Source organism: Terasakiella sp. SH-1 (genome assembly GCF_004564135.1).
Lineage (GTDB): Bacteria > Pseudomonadota > Alphaproteobacteria > Rhodospirillales > Terasakiellaceae > Terasakiella.
This window is the reverse complement of record NZ_CP038255.1, coordinates 2,649,144-2,669,766: the sequence shown is the minus strand read 5'-3', so window position 1 is coordinate 2,669,766 and position 20,623 is coordinate 2,649,144. Positions and strand designations below refer to the sequence as shown.

General features: G+C 47.8%; 17 protein-coding genes and 2 pseudogenes. 12 read left to right on the top strand and 7 right to left on the bottom strand.

All coding sequences use genetic code 11. The features are described 5' to 3' along the window. Window position 1: 1 nt before the first annotated feature. Window positions 2–1,558, bottom strand: coding sequence for an ATP-binding protein (locus tag E4K71_RS12430; RefSeq protein WP_135080036.1), 1,557 nt, complete (start codon window positions 1,556–1,558; stop codon window positions 2–4). A gap of 449 nt (window positions 1,559–2,007) precedes the next feature. Here E4K71_RS12430 and E4K71_RS12425 point away from each other — a divergent pair, with 449 nt between their 5' ends. After that, the gene (locus E4K71_RS12425; RefSeq protein ID WP_135080034.1) at window positions 2,008–2,394 is read left to right on the top strand and encodes a response regulator; all 387 of its coding nucleotides are present in this window, start codon (window positions 2,008–2,010) and stop codon (window positions 2,392–2,394) included. Here the strand turns inward: E4K71_RS12425 and E4K71_RS12420 are convergent. Continuing rightward, window positions 2,375–3,829: a M48 family metalloprotease gene (locus E4K71_RS12420; protein ID WP_135080032.1), complete on the bottom strand. Its 1,455-nt coding sequence runs from the start codon at window positions 3,827–3,829 to the stop codon at window positions 2,375–2,377. The two genes, E4K71_RS12425 and E4K71_RS12420, sit on opposite strands and share 20 nt — an antisense overlap. Before the next feature lie 163 nt (window positions 3,830–3,992). Here E4K71_RS12420 and E4K71_RS12415 point away from each other — a divergent pair, with 163 nt between their 5' ends. Both E4K71_RS12415 and E4K71_RS12410 read left to right on the top strand, forming a co-directional pair. Continuing rightward, window positions 3,993–4,487, top strand: a complete 495-nt coding sequence (locus E4K71_RS12415; protein WP_135080030.1) for a DUF1178 family protein — start codon at window positions 3,993–3,995, stop codon at window positions 4,485–4,487. A 209-nt stretch (window positions 4,488–4,696) separates the two neighbouring features. Continuing rightward, window positions 4,697–7,159, top strand: a complete 2,463-nt coding sequence (locus tag E4K71_RS12410; RefSeq protein ID WP_135080028.1) for a bacteriohemerythrin — start codon at window positions 4,697–4,699, stop codon at window positions 7,157–7,159. 52 nt (window positions 7,160–7,211) lie between these two features. Here E4K71_RS12410 and E4K71_RS12405 read toward each other — a convergent pair whose 3' ends face one another. The 3 genes from E4K71_RS12405 to ubiG form a co-directional block, all read right to left on the bottom strand. Then, complete coding sequence (locus E4K71_RS12405; RefSeq protein ID WP_135080026.1) at window positions 7,212–8,441, bottom strand: PHB depolymerase family esterase; 1,230 nt, start codon at window positions 8,439–8,441, stop codon at window positions 7,212–7,214. A gap of 79 nt (window positions 8,442–8,520) precedes the next feature. Then, on the bottom strand, window positions 8,521–8,739 hold the full coding sequence (locus tag E4K71_RS12400) for a hypothetical protein (RefSeq protein WP_135080024.1): 219 nt from the start codon (window positions 8,737–8,739) through the stop codon (window positions 8,521–8,523). Between the two features lie 11 nt (window positions 8,740–8,750). Next, window positions 8,751–9,494 (bottom strand): bifunctional 2-polyprenyl-6-hydroxyphenol methylase/3-demethylubiquinol 3-O-methyltransferase UbiG, encoded by a 744-nt coding sequence (gene ubiG, locus E4K71_RS12395; protein WP_135080022.1) that lies wholly within the window; start codon window positions 9,492–9,494, stop codon window positions 8,751–8,753. Window positions 9,495–9,652: 158 nt separating this feature from the next. On the opposite strand from ubiG, the gene E4K71_RS12390 reads away from it, so the two are divergent. The 7 genes and pseudogenes from E4K71_RS12390 to E4K71_RS12360 form a co-directional block, all read left to right on the top strand. Next, entirely contained in the window at window positions 9,653–10,879 is a 1,227-nt protein-coding gene (locus tag E4K71_RS12390) for an aspartate kinase (protein WP_135080020.1), read from the top strand. Between the two features lie 11 nt (window positions 10,880–10,890). Beyond that, the gene (locus E4K71_RS12385) at window positions 10,891–11,913 is read left to right on the top strand and encodes a nitronate monooxygenase (RefSeq protein ID WP_135082065.1); all 1,023 of its coding nucleotides are present in this window, start codon (window positions 10,891–10,893) and stop codon (window positions 11,911–11,913) included. A 15-nt stretch (window positions 11,914–11,928) separates the two neighbouring features. After that, window positions 11,929–14,193 carry a phosphoenolpyruvate--protein phosphotransferase gene (gene ptsP / locus E4K71_RS12380; RefSeq protein ID WP_135080018.1) on the top strand — a complete coding sequence of 755 codons (2,265 nt, stop codon included), beginning with the start codon at window positions 11,929–11,931 and terminating at the stop codon, window positions 14,191–14,193. Between the two features lie 70 nt (window positions 14,194–14,263). Next, window positions 14,264–15,520 (top strand): helix-turn-helix domain-containing protein, encoded by a 1,257-nt coding sequence (locus E4K71_RS12375; protein ID WP_135080016.1) that lies wholly within the window; start codon window positions 14,264–14,266, stop codon window positions 15,518–15,520. Between the two features lie 302 nt (window positions 15,521–15,822). Continuing rightward, window positions 15,823–16,854 (top strand): annotated as a pseudogene (locus E4K71_RS12370) (IS256 family transposase); the annotation flags it as partial. A 184-nt stretch (window positions 16,855–17,038) separates the two neighbouring features. Then, window positions 17,039–17,980 carry an IS110 family transposase gene (locus tag E4K71_RS12365; protein WP_135076099.1) on the top strand — a complete coding sequence of 314 codons (942 nt, stop codon included), beginning with the start codon at window positions 17,039–17,041 and terminating at the stop codon, window positions 17,978–17,980. After that, window positions 17,980–18,180 (top strand): annotated as a pseudogene (locus tag E4K71_RS12360) (transposase); the annotation flags it as partial. The gene E4K71_RS12365 and the pseudogene E4K71_RS12360, both read left to right, overlap by 1 nt. 234 nt (window positions 18,181–18,414) lie before the next feature. Here the strand turns inward: E4K71_RS12360 and E4K71_RS12355 are convergent. Both E4K71_RS12355 and E4K71_RS12350 read right to left on the bottom strand, forming a co-directional pair. Further along, window positions 18,415–18,801 (bottom strand): hypothetical protein, encoded by a 387-nt coding sequence (locus tag E4K71_RS12355; protein ID WP_135080014.1) that lies wholly within the window; start codon window positions 18,799–18,801, stop codon window positions 18,415–18,417. 193 nt (window positions 18,802–18,994) lie between these two features. Then, on the bottom strand, window positions 18,995–19,270 hold the full coding sequence (locus E4K71_RS12350) for a transposase (RefSeq protein ID WP_135080012.1): 276 nt from the start codon (window positions 19,268–19,270) through the stop codon (window positions 18,995–18,997). A gap of 251 nt (window positions 19,271–19,521) precedes the next feature. Between E4K71_RS12350 and purC the strand changes: the two genes are divergently transcribed. After that, entirely contained in the window at window positions 19,522–20,289 is a 768-nt protein-coding gene (purC, locus tag E4K71_RS12345; protein WP_135080010.1) for a phosphoribosylaminoimidazolesuccinocarboxamide synthase, read from the top strand. 68 nt (window positions 20,290–20,357) lie between these two features. Further along, window positions 20,358–20,597, top strand: coding sequence for a phosphoribosylformylglycinamidine synthase subunit PurS (gene purS / locus E4K71_RS12340; RefSeq protein WP_135080008.1), 240 nt, complete (start codon window positions 20,358–20,360; stop codon window positions 20,595–20,597). Window positions 20,598–20,623 lie beyond the last annotated feature (26 nt).

The following is a 20,623-nucleotide window of genomic DNA, read 5'->3' as shown; positions in this document are numbered from 1 at the left end:
ATCACTGATAATGGGAAGCGATCAAGGGCAAGGTAAATGTAAAAGTAGTGCCTTGCCCAATTTCGCTATCAATCTCTACCGTGCCATTGAGGTTTTCCACCTCCATCAAGACAGAGGCCAGACCAACACCGCGCCCGGAAATGTCTGTGACCTGTTGTGCGGTTGAAAAACGATCCGCAAAAATCAGGCGCATGGCTTGCTTGTCATTCATGGCCTGTACGTCTTCTTCACTATAGAGACCAAGGGAAACAGCCTTTTGTCTCATGCGGTTGGGGTCAATCCCTTGCCCATCATCTTTGATGACCAGTTCAATACAGGCGTCTTTGAGATGGGTGGTGCATTGAATGGTGCCTTCTTCTTCCTTTTCCAGTTCTTCACGTTCTTCGATATTTTCAATACCGTGATCAATGGCATTGCGAAAAACATGGATCAGGGTTTTGGTAAAGGGGCGATAGGCATTGGGGTCGACCTTGATCATATCGCCTTCAATACGGATGGGATGAATTTCCTTATCCAGTTTTTGGGCAAGCTGGGGCAGGCTATCTAGTTGTGAATCCAGCAGCTCCTTGAAATCACATGTGCCGATCGCGCGCCACTTGTTCAGCAAGTTGACCATAGATTGATGGTCTTGGAGCTGCGGATGATCATGAAAGAAGCTGATGAATTGCTGGTCAATAAACTGGATGTCATCTTCCAGTACCCGCACGCCGACCCCTTCATCAATGAATTCTTCGCCAAGTGTATCAAACACGACGTTCATATCCATCAAAAGGACTTCGACCAGGTTTGCATTGAAGATGGTATTTCTGAGAAGATCACAGTCAAGGGCAGGGTTGTCTTTAAGGGCACGCAGCTCTTCTTCAAGATCGTGGAATGCCTTGGGCAACAGATAAAAGGCAAACTGAGCAAACAGGCCCTTGAAAGTATGGACGCGGCGATAAAGGATATCCAGCTTTTCACTATCGCTATAGTCCGTTTGTAAAATACTTTCCAGATCACCATAAACGAAATTTTCCAGTTCCTGAAAAATCTCTACAAACTCATCTCGGTCAGAAACAACATGCACAACCTGTTCAAGGCGCTGGCGCTGACGTTCCAGATCTTTTTGCAGGGCCTTTTCTGTGGTGATATCGCGAAAAATCAACATCAGCTGGTTATCTTCGGATACCGAATAGGTGATCGCAATATCTTTGTCGTTGGCCTTGGTTTCCTGGGGCAGAAGTTCCAGCATCATTTCTGATTTGGGAGAATGGGGATCATCCAGAATTTTACCAACGGTTTTTTCAAAAAAGCTGCGTTTTGTTTCCAGCACACTGCCGGGGCCACATAAAACATCCAGAATATTTTGGCCTGAGGGATCGTCATTGAAAAATTTTTGACAGGCAGGCGACAGGGAAGGCATGACGATCAGGTCTGAGCGGATATAGAGAAACCCCATGCCCAGTTCATCAAAAAGGTGATTGGTGGCAAGATGATGGTCCTGAAGCTGTTTTTTATAATGCTCCAGTTCTTCTGTCAGTTGCTGTAACTGCCTGTCTTGTTCTTGCGCGTCGTTCATTCTTGCGATCTGTTTCTGCCGACAGTTTGAAAGAAAACTCTCTTGAACCTATCAACCTAGATTAATTGTGTATTAAGAGCAATTATTAGGATGGTTTTTTCTAAAATAATTTCAATTAAAACTAGGATAAGGCGTTTATCTCAATGGATAAAAGGTTGAACTAATTTGTAGAATAAATATCCACTTTTTGATCTATTGGTGATGAAGTCTGGAAAATAAAATTAATGTATATCAGTGTGTTAGGGTGATCTTTTATTTTTGTTCTGGTGTGACCAGTGGTTGTTTTGTTAATGTAAATGATTGACGTTTAGACTGTTTTTAACATGATTATTCATTAAAATGGTTTTAGTTGGATATGGACAGTCCGTTTTTTTTGTGGAATTAATCCACGATCAACAAATGAAGAACAATGAATAAAGAGGGTTTTACCGGGTGAGTGGGGATTTGATATGACTGGATTGAATTTCATGGTCGTGGACGACTCGCTGATTATCCAAAGAAAGCTTGCGAAATATATCGACGAACTGGGCCATAACGTTGTGTATACGGCCGATACAGGGGAAGAAGCCTTGAAAGGATATGCCAAGGTCAAGCCTGATCTTGTCACTATGGATATTACCATGCCGGATATGAACGGTGTGGATGCGACCCGCAAGATTTGTAAACATTTCCCTGAGGCGAGAATCATTATGGTGACCTCGCACGGTCAGGAAGAAATGGTTGTGGATGCACTGGATGCCGGGGCCAAGGGCTATATTCTTAAACCGATTAAAAAAGATAAACTGGACGCAACAATCAAGCGTTTGGTGACTGACATTAGCGGGTCACCAATTTAATAATTTCCCCATTTTGAAGCCCATTGGACAAGGTTTCTTTATTGAGCACCTTGAGCCAGTCCGTATGGAATTTTTCCACTTTCATACGTTGGGCCAGACTTGCAATGCTATCGTGATGGCCGACTTTATGCAGGCCGATGTGAAAGCCGCGCAGCTGTGCGGCTTCACGGTGGGACAGGCGGCGAAAACTATATGTGGTGCGACGCAGATCTTCATTCATCTGGTTGGTCAGCCCAATAGGGGTGAGAAAGGTCAGCTGAAAAATACGGTCTTTTCCATCAATGGCGAGATAGCGCAAATGCTTTGATCCGCTTTTGGTGCGGATTTGGGTGCGCCCGGTTGCGGCCTCCATACCATTGATGTTTAAGCGTTCCACTTCAACGAGATTTAACTTTTTCCCCCAGACTTCGGTGAGATAACGCGTCATGGGCAAGCGACCGTATGATTTGTCACCCAAGTCAAATTTAATGGCACTGCCATTGTTATGGGTCGCAATTAAAAGGGTTGGACTGTTATGATAGGTAAAGCCCTGGGGAACCGTGAATTCCATGCGTAAATCGCGATGAATAAAGGTTTGGCCGTCAATGATCCCCTGTTTGACGCTTTCCCCATAATCCAGCCCGTCAATAAGGGCGAGGAACGTCCGCCGGTTAATCAGGTCAAGGTCTGCGGGATAGGTTTTGGCAATTTTTTCTGATTCCTGAATGCGGATACGTGTATCAGGGTGGGTGGAAAAAATGGAATAGTGGCTCTGTTCGCCTTTTTTGCCCTTCATGCGGGCTTCCAGTTCCGTATGTTCCGCCAGCTTTTTAAAGAAAGAGGCTGATGCCTTTGGGTCATAGCCCAGACGGGTCATATAGCGCATGCCCAGCATGTCAGCTTCCATCTCATGACCGCGTGAATAGCTGGCGATATAGGCTTGTCCGGCAAAATTGGCAAGATCACCTGCCGGTCCACCGACAACGATCCCTAAAATGGTTGCGCCTACCCCTGTTAAGACTGACTGGCTATAGCGCTGGGCTGTGTGACGGGCGGTGACATGACCAATTTCATGGCCGAGCACCGCGGCCAGTTCAGCTTCATTTTCTGCCAGACCGATCAGGCCGCGACTGATATAAATATAGCCACCGGGCAGGGCAAAGGCATTGATGATGGGATCATCCAAAACCGTGAAAGTCCATTTGAGATTGGGGAGTTCTGAAACTTTGGCAAGACGCTGGCCCAGATCATCAACATATTTGCTGATGGCTTCATGATCGTAGGCTCCGCCATATTGGCGTAAAATCTTGGGGTGCTCTTGTCGACCCACCTGAATTTCTTCATCACTGGACATCAGGCCGGTAAAGCTTTGTTGTCCAGTAGCCGGATTGACTGAACAACCGGATGTGGAAAAAGCCAAGAGGGCCAAAGCAGCCAGGAGATATAATTTCTTCATCTATTTCACCAATCGCATAGAACCAAAGAGATGGTACCTTTTTTAGAAAGATAAGCAAAAATCCAGACAGGTCAAAGCTTGAATTTTATGCTATTTTACTTGAGGTCAGCGTAAAAAAAGGATACACCCGCCCCACTTCTGATAATCTTGAGTATGACAGACGATGATTTGCTATCAGCTGCTTTGTGAACATGATCACCAATTCGAAGCATGGTTTCGCGATAGTGCTGCCTTTGATGAGCAGGCCGCCCACGGTGAAATCCAGTGCCCGTTTTGTGAAAATGATCAAATCCGCAAGGCTATGATGGCCCCGGCTGTTGCCTCTCGCAAGGATGTGCAGGTGCGTACCTCTCAAGACCAGGAAAAGGCCATTCAGGCAGCTGAAAAAGCTGCCAGTGATATGCGAGACGGGGCTGACCCGCAAGACGCTGCACAGGCATTTATGGAAGTGGTTAGCACCATTCAAAAGCATGTGGAAGATAATTGCGAATATGTGGGTGAACAATTCGCAGACGAAGCCCGCGCTATGCATTACGGTGATAGCGAGATGCGCGATATTTATGGTGAGGCCACCCAGCAGGAAACAGAAGACCTGCGGGATGAAGGAATTGAGGTGATTTCAATTCCCAAAATGGCAGATAAGGAACAGGCGAACTAAAGCTCGTTCTTTTTCTTGAAAATAAGGGGTTTTCCCTAGCTCAAAAGTACCAAACAATCCTTTGTTAGATGCTACATTCGTGGTAACGTTCGGGATGTGCGGTTGAAAGGAAATTGAACTATCGCTTTCTGCGTTATTTCTTTGACCTGCTATAAACTTAGACATAACCGTACTCTTAACTTTGAAACTGGCGCGTAAAGAGGGGGAAGATGTCTTCATTGAATAATATGAAAATTCGTTCACGCATTATTTTGGCGATGGCGTTACCTGTAATTGGTTTGTTGTTTTTTGCAGGGTCCATTGTGTTGGATAAGCGTGATGTCTCCACCAACATGACGCGCTTGACCACCTTGGCGGATTTAGCTCCCACTATCAGTGCCCTTGTCCATGAATTGCAAAAAGAACGCGGAACATCTGCGGGCTTTATTGGCGGTAAGGGACAAAAATTTCAGGATAAGCTGGCTAATCAACGCCAGGAAAGCGATATCAAATATGGCGTCTTGCAGCAGGCGTTCAAGGCGTTCCCCATTGATGATTTCAGTGATGCCTTAAAAGGAAAGATGACGGCCGCCAGTGGCGCGCTGGAAAAACTGGAAGGCAAGCGTAAACAGGTGTCTGGCCTTGAGCTGACAATTCCGCAGATGGCGGGGTATTATACCCCGACCATTGCCAAGCTTTTAAGTATCATTGAAGAAATGGCTGTGTTGAGTGATGATGCGCAAGTTACAGGTGCCATTGCATCTTATACCGCTTTTTTGCAGGCTAAGGAACGCGCCGGGATTGAACGGGCCATGGGTTCTGGCGGGTTTAGCGCCGGGAAGTTCAAGCCTGTGATCTATCGCAAGTTCCTGCAATTGATTGCTATGCAAAATACGTTCTTGAGCCGTTTTCGTGTTTTTGCAACATCTGAACAAATTGCTTTTTATCAGGCCACTGTGCAAGGAGCAGCGGTCGATGATGTTAATCGCATGCGCAAAATTGCGATTGAAAGCCCGGTGACAGGCACAACAGAAGGGATTGAAGGCCCCTACTGGTTCGATACGATCACCAAGAAAATCAACTTGTTAAAAACTGTTGAAAATCGTATTGCCGAAGATTTGGTGGCTTTGGCAACAGATATTCGTACGGCAGCAGAAGGGGCATTTTATTTTGCCCTCTTTGTAACCTTGGCTTTACTTGTGGTGACAGTGGTTGTTGTCATGCAGATCGTCAATGGTATTACGAACCCCATTCATGCCTTGACGGATGTGATGACTGCTTTGTCCAAAGGGGAACATGAAACCGTCGTGGATGGGGTTGATCGCCATGATGAAATTGGGGAAATGGCCCAGGCGGTGGAAGTCTTCAAAAGCGGTTTGATTGATGCAGGTCGCCTCAATCAGGAAAAAGTTGCGGAACAGGAAGAAAAGCAACGTCGCCAGAAGTTACTCGAAGGCTATATCCAGGATTTTGAGTTAACGATGGTGACGGTTTTGGATGGCTTGTCCCATGCAGATGTGACCATGCAGGATACCTCTGTTGAAATGAATGGCATTGCACAGGATACCAAGGTTCAATCGGCCACGGTGGCGGCTTCGGCTGAACGGGCTTCGGGCAATGTGGAAACGGTTGCCAGTGCGGCAGAAGAATTATCGGCGTCAATTTCTGAGATTTCTTCGCAGGTGACGAATGCGGCGGCTTCTGCCACAACGGCGGTGCATGAAGCTGATGATACCTCGCAGAAAATACGTATTCTGGAAAATAATGTGGGTAAGATCGGGGAGATTGTTGATCTCATTAATGATATTGCCGATCAGACCAACATGCTCGCCTTGAACGCCACCATTGAGGCGGCGCGTGCCGGCGAAGCTGGTAAAGGTTTTGCCGTTGTAGCCCAAGAGGTGAAAAATCTGGCCAATCAGACATCCAAGGCAACCGAAGAAATCACCAAGCAAATCTCTGAAGTCCAGTCTTCGACCAATGCATCGGTAATGGCGATTGGCAATGTGTCACGTGCCATTGGTGAGGTGAATGAAATTTCAGCTTCAATTTCAGCAGCGGTTGAAGAACAAAGTGCGGCGACAAAAGAGATTGCCCGCAATGTGGAAGAGGCATCTCAAGGGACGCAAAATGTGTCTTATGAGATCACCCATGTGGTAGAATCTGCAGAACGTTCTGAAATGGCATCGGTTAATATCGGTCAGGCATCCGGAGCCCTGTCTGAACAAGGGGTGTTACTGCGCAAGAAAGTGACTGAATTCCTGCAAAATGTTCAGTTCGATCAGAATACGGACATGAAAGATTTGGTTCAGTGGAGTGATGATCTGGCCTTTGGTGTGGATGAAATTGATGATGACCATAAGAAACTATTAGGGATGGTCAATCAGCTTTATCGTTTCATGAAAACACAGGCCAGTGCACAAGATATCCAAATTGCCTTTGATGAATTGTATCATTACACCCAAACCCATTTCGGTTCAGAAGAAGAAGTGATGCAGCAAATGAACTATGTGGACTATGCCAAGCATAAACAAGCCCATGAAGGCTTTGTCAAACGTTTGGATGTTCTCTACAAAAAATATCAAAAGGGAGAGGCCGATGCCGAGGTCGATCTGACTGGCTTGCTCAGCAGCTGGTGGGTCAACCACATCATGTCCTTTGACAAGGAACTGGCCGCAGCGATTAAAGGGTAAGGTTGGAAAAGAGATGGTCGTCCCCAGTCAAGCTGAGGACGACCATTGAATATTACTTCACCAGTTTCATAGTTCCTTCCTGGAACGATTTGACCATATTGGCGATCATTTTCATTTCGCGCCCTTCACGGGTGTAATAGGTCTCTGTTTCATTGTCGAACATTGCCCAGAACGCCCAGCAGCCATATGGGTTCTTATCGGCTTCTTTGGTGCCGATGTTATGGGCTTGGGGATACAGCATCACAATGTCGTTTGATTCCGCCAGGTCGTTATAGATGTTCTTGTAGAACAGGTCGCCAAAGGTTATTTCCTGACCGCTATAGCTTGAACCGATTTTTCCTTTGAACTTCCATTCCGGGAATTGTTGGCAGCCATGCAAGGCCACATGCAGTTTGCAATCTTTTTCACCGGACTGGCAGGCGGATGGGACATAGGCATAGCCTGTTGAGCCAATGCCATGTTCATTCAGGGCCGGGTCTGTGTTCAGGTCTTCCACAAAAGGTTCCTGTTTGAAGCTGTAAAGATTGGCTTCATCCATTTTACTATGGGTATTAATCTCACCATAGATATGCCACAGGATGTCTTTGCCCAGATCATAACCGGGGATCAGGCCGTAATTACAGTGGTACATCCACGGATCGTTACCGCGAACCAGCTGGTTGGGGAACCAGGAATACTGTTGCGAGTTACTGGGCGCACAGGGAAAGGCGGCATCACCAATATTTTCGAATTTATCAAACATGCCTTTGTCGGTAGGCATGCCATGGGCGATGGGGTAAAACGGCCCATAAGAGGGGATATTGGCCCAGGCTTTGACGTTTTTGGACGGCGAGTCTACGAACTCTTTATAGAAAATACGGGACGTATTGCCCAAAAGCGGATTGATCACCTGATCGCTTTGTGAATTGAAGATAAAAACCCGGTCATCTTTTAGATTTGTAATGGGGGCAATTTTACCGCTTTGGGAAAGTTGCTTGGCTTTGTTAATATAGGTTGCGCCTGTCAGGTCTGCACCAATCCCCATCATACATTGTTGTTTGATGGTTGTGATTTGAGACGGTTTCATATTTTGAGCACAGTAATAAGGACCGCCTGCAACGGAGCCCATACCGGAAAATATATCAGAATAGGCAACATGAAGCTGTTGCGCCATGAACGCACCGGAAGACACCCCGGAAACAGAAATTTTTGTTGAGTCGATTTTAGGCGTTGGCCCGTCGGCATGGGCCGTCGTGACCGAGACGGCTAAGGCCAGGGCCAGGGAAAGAAAGAGTTTACGCATAGATGCACCATACATTTTAAAATATAATATGTGTGCATGATGCATTTTATAGGTGTTTGGTCAACGACCAAATGCCATGTCAGCTGGTTTGCGTTAAAGCAAGAATTTCTTCCGGGCTTTCGATAACGTGAAGGATATCCCCGCTGATCATGGAGATTTTTGTACAGGCCATCGTTTCGACCTCGAACTCGTCCCCGCTATCACCGGCACCATACATGTTGGAGGGATAGGCACAGGCAATTTGATCTAGGCGGACCAAGACTGTTTCACCTTCTAAGCCTGTGAGTTTGGTTAGCATTTTTTATCTCTTCATTTGTCGTCTTGCTTAACCGCAAACAACAGGTAATTCACACTCAAATCATCGGTGAGGGACCAGCTGTCGCGAAATGGGTTAAAGGTCATGCCGTTCATTTGTTTGATTTCAAGGCCATTTTTGCGCAGGCCATCGGCAAATTCAGACGGTTTGACAAACTGGGAAAAGTTGTGTGTGCCGCGTGGCAGCCAGCCCAGGATATATTCCGCCCCGACTTTGGCCATGGCAAAGGATTTTACCGTGCGGTTTAGAGTCGCCCCAATCATGACCCCACCCGGTTTCACCAGTGAACAGGACGCATCCAAAAAGGCGTCAATATCGGCGACATGTTCAATCACTTCCATATTAAGCACCACATCATAGTGCTGGCCTTCTTTGGCTAAGTCTTCGGGATAGACACAACGATAGTCAATATCCAGTCCATCCGCTTTGGCATGAACCATGGCGGTTTTGATGTTTTTATCCCCGGCATCAATGCTGGTCATGTCTGCGCCCATGCGACACAGGGGTTCGGAGATTAATCCGCCGCCACAGCCAATATCCAGTATTTTCAGACCTTTAAGCGGTTGGTCTGCGTTTGCATCCAGTCCAAAATGGGCACACAAGCGTTCACGAATGAAGGTCAGACGCGTCGGGTTGAATTTGTGCAGAGGGCGAAATTTGCCATTGGGGTCCCACCACTCATCGGCGATTGCTGTAAACCATGCCACTTCTTCAGGGTTAACAGTGCTTGAAGACATGGAAAAACTCCCGTTATGAGGCTTGCTTAAAAGGTCGGTTTAAGAGTATGTATACCCGCGCGTGCGCGTTTGCCAGTTCAAAATGCAAAATTGTTCAGGAAAATGGGCACAATTGAATATTCCCTTTTTGACTTTCGCCTTAAGGAACATTTCTTCAAATGGCTCGGATCGTAATGAAATTTGGCGGCACTTCGGTGGCCGACCTCGACCGGATCAGGAATGTCGCCCAACGTGTGAAGAAAGAAGTGGACGCAGGCAATGAAGTTGCTGTGGTCGTTTCCGCCATGTCCGGCGTGACCAATCAGCTTGTTGGCTATTGTGAAGATGCATCCCCGATGTATGACGCCCGTGAATATGACGTGGTTGTCTCATCTGGGGAACAGGTCACATCCGGTCTGCTGTCTATCGTTCTTCAATCCATGGGTATTGCGGCTCGCTCTTGGCAGGGCTGGCAGATTCCAATCCGTACTGACAGTGTTCACGCAAAAGCGCGTATCGAAGATATCGGTACCGAGGAAATCGACAAACGCATGTCCAGCGGCGAAGTCGTTGTTGTGCCCGGTTTCCAGGGTGTGGGTGAAGATGGCCGTGTGACCACATTGGGTCGCGGTGGGTCTGATACATCTGCGGTGGCTTTGGCGGCTGCGGCAAAAGCAGATCGTTGCGACATTTATACCGATGTGGACGGGGTTTACACAACAGACCCACGCATCGTGGCAAAAGCGCGTAAGCTTGATAAAATCACCTATGAAGAGATGCTTGAACTGGCCTCGCTTGGTGCCAAAGTTCTTCAGACTCGTTCTGTTGAGATGGCAATGAAGCATGATGTGCGCCTGCAAGTGTTGACCAGTTTTGAAGAAAAACCCGGAACCTTGGTTTGCGGGGAGGATGAAATCGTGGAACAAGAACTCGTAAGCGGCATTGCCTATTCACGCGATGAAGCGAAAATCACACTGATCGGTGTTGCCGATCGCCCCGGCGTTTCTGCTGGTTTGTTCGGCCCGCTGGCTGACACTTCCATCAATGTTGACATGATCGTACAGAACGTTTCTGAAGACGGTCAGAAAACGGATGTAACCTTCACTGTACCGCGTGGCGATTTGCAGCGTTCTTTGCAGTTGTTGGAAGAAAAACAGTCAGAAATTGGTTTTGAACGCATTGTTTCTGACAGTGAAGTTGTTAAAATTTCTGTCGTTGGTGTGGGTATGCGTACACACGCAGGTGTGGCTGCAACCATGTTTAAGGCACTGGCAGAAAAAGGCATCAACATTCAGGTGATCACAACATCTGAAATCAAGGTTTCTGTGTTGATCGCAGAAGAATATCTTGAACTGGCCATCCGTGCATTGCACTCTGCCTATGGCCTGGATGCGGACGAAGAATAAGGGATAAGATGATGAGCGAAGCTGCCAAACAATCATTGGATAAACTGTGGCAACGTGGCCGTGACTTCTTGGGTTGCGACTATGCCATTCTGGGTGGGGCGATGTCCTGGATTTCGGAAAGAAATCTGGTTTCTGCCCTGTCTAATGCAGGTGGCTTCGGCGTCATTGCCGGTGGCTCGATGGGACCAGACCTTCTGTCTGAAGAAATCGCAGCCACCAAGGCCCTGACAGACAAACCGTTCGGGGTGAACCTGATCACCATGCACCCCCAGCTTGATCAACTGATTGATGTCTGTAAAGAACATGAAGTTTCTCACGTGGTACTCGCTGGTGGTCTGCCGTCTGCGGCCTCTATCAAACAAGCCAAGGATTTCGGTGCAAAGGTGATTTGTTTCTCCCCGGCGCTGGTTTTGGCAAAACGTTTGATCCGCAATGGTGCTGATGCGCTGGTCATTGAAGGCGCAGAAGCTGGTGGTCATATCGGCCCGGTTGTGACGTCTGTTCTTGCCCAAGAAATCCTGCCGCAGATCAAAGATGTGCCGATCTTTGTTGCCGGTGGTATTGGCCGTGGTGAAGCCATGTTGTCTTACCTTGAAATGGGTGCTGCGGGTGTTCAGATGGGCACGCGTTTTGTTTGTGCCGAAGAATGTATTGCGCATGAAAACTTCAAGAAGGCTTTCATTCGCGCGGGTGCGAAAGATGCCATGACAACGGTTCAGATTGACCCGAACTTCCCGGTGATCCCGGTACGTGCCCTGAACAATAAAGGCACAGAAGAATTCATGAAAACCCAGCGTGAGGTTATTGAAAAATTCAATAATGGCGATCTGGAGAAAAATGATGCTCAGTTGGAAATTGAGCATTTCTGGGCAGGTGCACTGAAACGTGCGGCCATTGACGGGGATGTTGAATTTGGTTCTGTGATGGCAGGCCAGTCCGTTGGTATGGTCAAGAAAGAACAGCCTATTTCTGAAATTCTGGAGGAGCTGGTCGAGCAAGCGTGTGCCGTTTTGGATACGCGCCAATCGGCTTAATCTGTAACTGGACGCATGATACCCGGACGTACACATGCCGCCCCTATGGGGATTTTATCGCGTTTGCGCTCTGTGATGCAGGCGGATGCGACGGCTGAAACACGTCTGCAACTGGTGACAAACATTGTCGCAGCCGATCTGGTTGCCGAAGTTTGTTCTATCTATATCATGCGTGCAGGTGAAGTTCTGGAACTGTTTGCCACGCAAGGGTTGAAGACCGATGCGGTCCATTTGACCCGCCTGCGTGTGGGCGAGGGGATTGTGGGGACCATTGCAGCCTCAGCCCGTCCGCTGAATTTGGCGGAAGCTTCTGATCACCCGCAATTTGCCTATCGCCCGGAAACAGGGGAAGAACTTTATCGTTCCATGATGGGCGTGCCGATTATTCGCGCCTCTCGCGTCCTCGGCGTTATGGTGGTGCAAAACCAGACCAAGCGCCATTACACCGACGAAGAAGTCGAAACCCTGCAAACCGTCGCGATGATCATCAGCGAGCTGGTGGGTGGCGGGGAACTGGTTAATAAAGAAGAGACCCTGCCCACAGACGGCATCGCCATGTTGCCGTTGCGTCTGGAAGGTTCAACGCTGAATGCGGGCATCGGCATGGGTGAGGCGGTCTTGCATGAACCGCGTGTGATCATCAGCAAATTCGTTGCCGAAGACCCGGATGCGGAACTGGAACGCCTGCGCCAAGCCCTCAGTGAAATGCATGGGGCGCTCGATGATATGTTGCAGTCATCTGAAAGCATGGATGACGAACACCGCGATATTTTAGAAACCTATCGCATGTTTGCCGAAGATGCGGGCTGGTTGGGCCGCATTCGCGAGGCCATTAAGTCCGGCCTGACTGCAGAAGCCGCAGTGCAAAAGGTTCATGATGATACCGAAGCGCGCATGTCTCAGGTGCAGGACCCGTATTTGCGCGAACGGGTCAATGACCTGAAAGATTTAGCAAACCGCTTGTTGCAGCATCTGGTCGGGGTGGAAAAAATCTCCCCAGACGATATTCCGGAACATGCGGTTTTGATTGCCTCCAACATGGGGCCGGCGGAACTGCTGGATTATGACCGCACCCGCCTGCGTGCCCTTGTTCTGGAAGAAGGCTCTGCTACCTCACACGTGGCGATCATTGCACGTGCCCTTGATATCCCGGTGATGGGGCAGGTTAAAGGGGCGCTTAAGCGTATTGAAGCTGCTGATCCGATTGTGGTGGATGGCAACAATAAACAGGTGTTCATTCGCCCCGGTGATGATGTTCTTGCAGCCTTTAAACAAAATGTAAAAGCGCGTTTGCGTCAAAAAGCGCTCTATGCATCCCTGCGTGACAAACCTGCACGCACTCAAGATGGGGTGGATGTTTCGCTGAATGTGAATGCGGGCCTGCTGGTGGATTTGGAACAGCTTAAGGAAGTTGGGGCAGAAGGTGTTGGGCTTTATCGCACTGAAATTCCTTTTATGGCACGCTCAGACATTCCCGGTGTGGAATCGCAAGTGGCGCTTTATCGCAAAATTCTCGATGAAGCCGAAGGTCGCCCGGTGGTGTTTCGCACGCTGGATGCTGGTGGGGATAAGGTGCTGCCTTATTGGGATGATCATGGCGAAGAAAACCCGGCCATGGGCTGGCGTGCTATCCGTGTGACCTTGGATCGCCCCTATTTGCTGCGTCAGCAATTGCGCAGTTTGATCCGTGCTGCTGGGGGGCGTGAACTGAATGTCATGTTCCCCATGGTGGCAGAAGTTGCTGAATTTATGCAGGCACGTCGTCTTCTGGATATGGAGATTGAACGCGAAAGCATTAAGGGGCACCGTTTGCCTTCGCGTGTGAATGTCGGGGTGATGTTGGAAGTGCCTTCTTTACTCTTCCAACTGGACCATTTATTGACAGAAATTGATTTTCTGTCGGTCGGGTCAAACGATCTTTTCCAGTTCCTGTTTGCGGTTGATCGGGGCAATCCACGCTTGTCTTCGCGCTATGATACTTTGGCCCCGGCCGTGTTGAATGCCCTGTCTTGTGTGGTTGATAAATGTACGGCGGCCAATGTACGGCTTAGCCTGTGTGGGGAAATGGGGGGGCGACCGCTGGATGCTTTGGCTTTGCTGGCGATCGGTTTTAGGCGTTTATCCATGACGGCCCCTTCTGTTGGCCCGGTGAAAATGATGATCCGGTCGCTGAATTTGGGGGAAGTGGAAGGTTTCATTAAGGAACAAATAGGCAAGCCGCTTCATAGCTTGCGCCCGGTTTTGCGCCAGTATGCAAAAGATCGTGGAATACAATTATAATAACGGATTGTTAATAAAGGCGGCTTATAGTGGTAACGTTCGAAGGACTAGGTTTGATTGAGGCACCATCATGATTAAAAAAGGTCGTAACGCACCGCAAGAGCCCGCATACACCGGACCGGGTGTAAGTGAGCTGTTGAAAACATCGCGTGAGCGCGCCGGGCAGGAACTGCAAACGGTTTCTGATGTTTTGCGTATCCGTTATGTCTATCTTGAAGCGATTGAGGCAGGACGTTATGAAGACCTGCCGGGCAAGACCTATGTGGTGGGTTTTGTGCGGGCTTATGCCGAATATCTTGGTCTAGATGCCGGAGAAGTGGTGAACCGTTTTAAGGCGGAAATTGACGGCCTTGAAGGGCGTTCTGAACTGATGTTCCCTTCTCCTGTGACCGAACAAAGTGTGCCGAGCGGTGCGATCATTATGATCGGTTTGGTGATTTTGCTGGTGGCATATGGCGGTTGGTATTTCCTGTCTTCTCAGGATCGTTCCATGGCCGAGCTGGTCCCGGATCTGCCAGCGAAATTTGCCGAAATGGTCGATAAGGTCAAAGACACCAAAAAGGCAGTGGATGAAGAACCGAAAGAAGAAGCGGTTGCTGAAAATAAACCTGAAGAAAAACCCGTAGAGCCCGTGAGCCAAGCTGATACTCAGGATATGGCGAAAAAAGCCATGGAAGCGGTGAAAAAGGCTGAAGAAAAAGAAAAAGCTGCGGCCCCTGTTGAGGTCAAGCCTGTTGAGACCGTAAAGGTTGAGGAAAAGCCAGAGAAAAAGATTGAAAAGAAAGTCGAAGAGACTGTCAAAAAGCCTGTTGAGAAAAAGAAGCAGGAAACAGTTGAAAAGACAAAAGCCGTTGTAGAAAAGAAAAAAGAAGAAGTTACAAAAAAGGCGGAAAAGAAACCTGCTGAGACTGTAAAAAAGGTCGAAAAGAAGGTTGAAGAAAAAATCGCCGTGGCGGAGAAAAAGCCCGTTGATGAAGTTAAGCCTAAAGTTGAAACGCTAGCAGAAACAACTGTTGATGTCGAAGAAGAACAACCTGCCAAGCCACAGCCCATGACTGAAAAAGTCCTGCTTAAGGCCATTGATTATGCTTGGATTCAGGTGACAAATGATCAAGGTACAGTGCTTCATACTCAAGTGTTGAATGAAGGTGATGAATATCAAGTCCCGGCAACTCAGGGCCTGATTTTGCGCACAGGCAATGCAGGGGGGCTGGAAATCTTTGTGGATGGCACGAAAGCCCCGTCTATTGGCGAAGCAGGCGAAGTCCGCCGTAAGGTTCTGATGAACCCAAAAAAACTGCTCGCGGGTAAAGCCGTCGAAAGCTGATTTGTGAATTTCAAACACGAGAACATGCCAAAAAGGAATTTGGCTTGTACGGAAAGGTAGTGACCTGTTTCGAGAAACCCGGATCAGTATGATATTGGACCCGTTCCCTAAAACTGGAGAGTACCTTCTCTGCTTAGGCCGCCTTCAATTCAAATTGCATGGGGTTGATATTTCCCAAGTATGAATGACGACGTTTTGGATTGTAAAATCGATTAATATATCCGAACAAGGCTTTTTCCGAGCCTATCCGATTAACTGTGTAAATGGCCATCGTGTAAACTCCTGTTTGGAGGTGCCAGAAGATGGTTATCAAGAAAGAACTGCTCGATGAGCTTTTAGCATCCGTTGAGAACCCACAAGACTTGATGGGCGAAGATGGACTTCTTAAACAATTGAAGAAAGCCCTGATTGAGAGGGCGATGAATGCGGAGTTGGACGATCACCTTGGCTATGCCAAAGGCGATCCAACAGGGCGTAATGGCGGCAATTCCCGCAACGGTCATGGTCGCAAGACCATTGTCGGCGAAGACGGCGAGATGGAAATTACCACGCCCAGAGACCGCGATGCCACGTTCGAGCCACAAATCATCAAGAAAGGTCAACGTCGTTTTGACGGCTTCGATGACAAGATTATTTCTATGTATGCCCGTGGCATGAGCGTTAACGAAATCCGTGGGCACCTTGAGGAAATCTATGGCGTAGAGGTCTCCAAGGATTTGATTTCCACAGTGACGGATGCGGTCATGGAAGAGGTTCGAGACTGGCAAAGCCGCCCTCTTGATGCGGTTTATCCTGTTATCATCTTTGATGCCCTACGGGTCAAAATCCGTGATGAAGGTACGGTTCGCAACAAGGCGGTTTATTTGGCTCTGGGCTTTACGATGGAAGGCCAGAAAGAGGTTCTCGGCCTGTGGATTGAACAAACCGAAGGGGCTAAGTTCTGGCTTAGGGTGATGAATGACATCAAGAACCTAGGTGTGAACGACGTCTTTATTGCTGTCGTGGATGGTCTAAAAGGCTTTCCAGAGGCCATCAACGCCGCCTTCCCTGACACACAGGTCCAGACTTGCGTCGTCCATATGATCCGCAATTCCCTGAACTTTGTCGGCTGGAAAGAGAAAAAAGCGGTCGCCACCGATTTGAAAGGGGTCTATCGGGCCAATACGGCTGAAGACGCCGCTCTCAGGCTGGATGAATTTGAGGAGAAATGGGGCGGAAAGTTCCCCTCTATCGCCAAATCATGGCGAAATAACTGGGAGCATGTCATTCCGTTTTTTGCCTATCCTGAAGAAATCCGCAAAATCATCTATACGACCAACGCGATTGAGAGCCTTGTGTATTTAAAATTTGTTAGACTTATGCCCATAGTAGCCCTTGGCCAAGGGCTACTATGGGTGGAGTTTGCCGTTAGAGCCTTGAGGCTTAGACCTCGTTAGTCAGCAAGGTAACTCCACCTTCTTCATATCTCGAACAGTTGATTGGGACCTTGATCCCGGAGCACAAGAAGGAGAAAGAAGTATGGCACATTTCAATTATTTTGTCGGCATTGATGTTGGGAAATATGAATGCCTCGTTGCTTTTAGTCATTCCTCCAAAATTTTATCCATCCCCAACACAGCAATCGGATTGCAAGAGCTTATTGATGGCCTTGAGGAAATCAAATCCAATACGCTCATTGCCATGGAAGCCACGGGAGGCTATGAAGTGGCCTTCTGGAAAGTTCTTCACAAAGCGGGTTTTCATGTTCGTCAAGTCCCTCCCGCTCAAGTAAGATCTTTTGCCCGTTCCAAAGCTCAAATTGCAAAAACAGATCGCATTGATGCCAAAATCATTTGCCGTTTTATACAGGAAAACCCAAATTCAGGCCGTTCCCTTCCATCTGATAATGTATTGAGGCTCAATAGGTTAATGGCAAAACGTCATCAACTCATTAAAGTAAGGGCTGCATTAAAATGCCAATCTCGACAACAGCAGGAAGAAGACCTTGAAGAATTGGACAAGGCTCATATCCAGTTTCTAAATAACCAGATTTCCAATTTAAACGCTATGATCACAACGCTCATTCATGAGAATCATGACCTTGAAGAAAAGGATCGTATTTTGCAATCGATCCCCGGCGTTGGCCCTGTCCTCAGTGCAAGTTTTCTGGCCTTCCTTCCCGAACTTGGAACGGCCTCAGATAAACAAATTGCCTGTTTATGTGGTATCGCTCCTATCGCACGAGATAGCGGGAAATATAAAGGAAAGCGTTTTATGTCTGGCGGGCGAAAACAGGTTCGTGACGTTCTTTATCAAGCTGCATTAGTCGCTTCATGGCATAACCCGAAGATAAAAACCTTCTTTGCACGCCTTAAGTCTGCTGGAAAACCGCATAAAGTTTGCGTTATTGCAGCAGCTCGAAAGCTGGCAACAATTGCAAATGCCATGGTGCTTCAGAAATCAGAGTGGCAAACTGATTAATACAGTTGCTGAATATGTCCTTGAGAAAAATCATAAAAAACAGGGGCCACTTTCCCAATGACGAGGCGGCGACCAAGTTGTTGTATCTGGCCTTGAAAAATGCCTCAAAAAAGTGGACCATACCCACTCGAACATGGAAACAGGCTCTCAACCAGTTTGCCGTCCTGTTCGAAGACCGTTTTCCATCCTCAATATATTGAGGATGGAAAAGTGAACTTAAGCGGTCATTTACACGGAAGATCGGACACCACCCTTTTTCCGCTTGTTCCCGTGTCTGCAATTTCATTCTTCAGATTAATTCAGCTTTCAATGATTTGAAAAAGGTTTCGACAGCGGCATTGTCATAACAATTGCCTTTGCCTGATATAGAAGCCTTGAAGCTATGTTTCCTCAGCCGTTCTTGGAATATTGACTGCCGCGATCTGAATGGCAAATCACGCCTTCTGGTAGCTGACGCAAAGCAATAGCCGTTGCAGTGCATCTATCATCAATTTGCGTTTCAGCCGTTTGCTGGTTGCCCAACCAACGACACGGCGAGAATAGAGATCAATCACCATAGCTAAATAGACCAACCTTCTGCCGTCTTGATATAACTGATGTGGCGTTCCGCCAGCTTCGCAAACACCCGCCCATTTTTGATTTGGCCCTGTCGTTGTAAAATCTCCGTCCAACAGGTTCGGTGCCACATTAAAATTATGGTCATTGTCTGTCGTCTTCTTGAAGGCATGTGTACGTATTACTTTGATATCATTATCTTTCATCAAGTGGGCGACACGTTTTTCACTGACTGTAAAGCCAAGACCTCGAAGTTCATCCGTCATGCGTTAACGTCCATAAGATTGATAAGTTTCTTTATGGGTCGTACGAATGTTAGTCAGCAAAACCCAATCATCATGTTGCTGCTGTGACATAGGGCGGTTCCACCAATCATAATAGCCACTGATACTGACATTAAATGCGTTGCATAGAAGATGAAGCGGGTGCTCACCTCTATTTTTTCAATAAACCAAAACCTCATCGTTTTTGCCTCGCAAAGAATTCCGTCGCCTTTTTTAGATTTTCCCTCTCTTCTCGCAAAATACGGTTCTCTTTTCGAAGACGGACAAGTTCTTTATGCAGGTCGTCGTGCGGACCAGACATCAGGTCGTCATGTTTATGCTGGGCGACCCATTTATTCAATGTGGACATGCCAATGCCAAGGTCGGCAGCAACTTGTTTGCGAGACAGACCGCTTGTCAAAGCAAGTTGGATAGCTTCACGTTTAAATTCATCTGATTTTTTGAGACTCATTTATTCCTCCTGTAAATCTCAGTTTAACAGAAGGTGCTCTCCAGTTTTAGGGAACGGCTCCAATGAGACGCACTCCACTTTTTTCGCATAAGTCCAATTCAAGAAGGATAAGGCAAAATGGAGATACATGATCCTTATTTTTGGCTCAGATGATTAGGGGCTGGGGGAAAATTGTCTTCTACCCATTGCCCCGAAGAGTGAGTCCTGCTATAGGATGGCCCGACTTTATCTCTTATAGCAGGATGATTGCCATGGCACGTCGCCGCCAGATTTATGAAGGCAAGGCAAAGGTTCTTTTTGAAGGGCCGGAACCGGGGACCGTCGTTCAGTATTTTAAAGATGATGCGACTGCGTTTAACGCAGAAAAGAAAGGCACCATCACAGGTAAAGGCGTGTTGAATAACCGCATTACCGAATATGTATTTACCAAACTTGCCGATCTTGGCATTCCAACACATTTTATTCGCCGCCTTAATATGCGCGAACAGCTGGTGCGCCAGTGTGAGATTGTGCCGTTGGAAGTGGTCGTGCGTAACATCGCAACAGGCTCGTTGACCAAGCGACTCGGGATCGAAGACGGCACACGCCTGCCGCGCTCTATCGTTGAATATTATTATAAAGACGATGCACTGGGTGACCCGATCGTGTCTGAAGAGCATATCACCGCATTTGGCTGGGCAAACCCGATGGAACTGGAAGAGATGACCGGCATGGCGCTGCGCATCAATGATTTCCTGTCTGGTATGTTTGCCGCCATTGGTATCCAACTGGTGGATTTCAAACTGGAATTTGGTCGCGTTTATGAAGGTGATCAGATGCGTCTGGTTTTAGCCGATGAATTCAGCCCGGACAACTGCCGCCTGTGGGATGCAGAAACCGGTGAGAAAATGGATAAAGACCGTTTCCGTCAAGACCTTGGCGGTGTCGGTGAAGCCTATCAGGAAGTAGCCCGTCGTCTTGGCATTGAGCCCGAAGGTGATGGCCCCGGTGACCACAAAGGCCCGGATACCGTACAATAATTTTGACTCTCAAAAGGCCCGATTTCTGGGCCTTTTTCTTGCTTTAAATCTAGTGAAGGAAAAGCACAGTGAAAGCTAAAGTCCACGTGACCCTTAAAAACGGCGTTCTTGACCCACAAGGCAAGGCGGTTGAACATGCCCTCGGTACCCTTGGTTTCGCAGGTGTTGGCGAAGTTCGTATCGGTAAATATATCGAGCTGGAACTGAACGACGAAGCGGAAAAGACCAAAGAGAATATCGAAAACATGTGTAAGCAACTGCTGGCCAACACAGTGATCGAAAACTTCGACGTTGAAATCGTTGAGTAATTAAGAATTGTGTTCCTGTGAAAGCA